Here is an 851-nt window from a genome sequence, read left to right as displayed (position 1 = left end):
CAGGCACCGGGCGGGCGTGCTTCTCATCGCACAGCACGTTCGCGTCCCCGGAGGCCTGCGCGGCGATCAGACCGGCGAAGCCGAAGCTGCGCCCGGGGATCTGCACGTCCCGCTGCGACTGGGTGGTCAGCTGCAGGTAGACCCCGGTGCGCGGCCGCCCTTGTGGTATTGCCGGTGGAGTGCAGGAAGCGCGGACCCCAGCCGAAGGTCACCGGCGTCCGGTGCGTTCGGCCAACACGTCGCGCAGCGACTGCAGCTGCGCATCCCCGTGCCGGTCCAGGTAGGCCTGGATGGCCAGGTAGCCGTTCTCCGGCAGCTGGGCGGTGAGCTGTTCCAGCGCATCGGCCAGGCTGTCGGCCGTGGAACCGTAGACCTCGATGGCGCCGAACACCGCGTCCGGTTCCCCTGCGGACGGGGCGTCCAGCAGGGTGCGGGCGGCGGCTTGGCGGCCTCCACGTCGGGCTGGTCAAACGGGTTCAGCTGAAGCAGGTAGCCGGCCACCGCGGTGGCGTATTCGAAGATCAGGAACGCGGCGCCAGCGGGGCGGAGAAGTGGATGGCGGTGGTGTCCTCGGCCACCTCGTCGGGCAGCTGCCCGTACAGGTAGAGCGGCATCACATCGCCGGCCGGGTCACGCAGCTCCGGGGCGTTGAGGTGGGCGACCACCGGCAGGATCCCCTTGCCCAGCTTGCCGGTGGATTCGGCGATCAGCTGCTCGGCCCAGTCCCCGAACCCGGCCAGCGCCTGGGCGTCGGAGGCGAAGACCAGCTTGTCCCGCCCGGTGGTGGCCAGCGCCGCCCCCAGGTGCAGGGCCAGGTTGTCCTCGTCGTCCTCGGCCAGCAGGTCCGAGAC

Annotated in this window: 1 protein-coding gene and 1 pseudogene; both read right to left on the bottom strand. The window is 71.3% G+C overall.

Going from position 1 to position 851, the window contains the following annotated elements; genetic code table 11:
• Positions 1-208 precede the first annotated feature (208 nt).
• The gene (locus JCM19049_RS15955; protein ID WP_054822039.1) at positions 209-391 is read right to left on the bottom strand and encodes a hypothetical protein; all 183 of its coding nucleotides are present in this window, start codon (positions 389-391) and stop codon (positions 209-211) included.
• 130 nt (positions 392-521) lie between these two features.
• Positions 522-851: pseudogene (locus tag JCM19049_RS15950) on the bottom strand (glucose-6-phosphate isomerase); the annotation flags it as partial.

The organism is Arthrobacter sp. JCM 19049 (assembly GCF_001310435.1).
The sequence above is the reverse complement of the archived record's forward strand: the minus strand, read 5'-3'. Positions and strand labels throughout refer to the sequence as shown.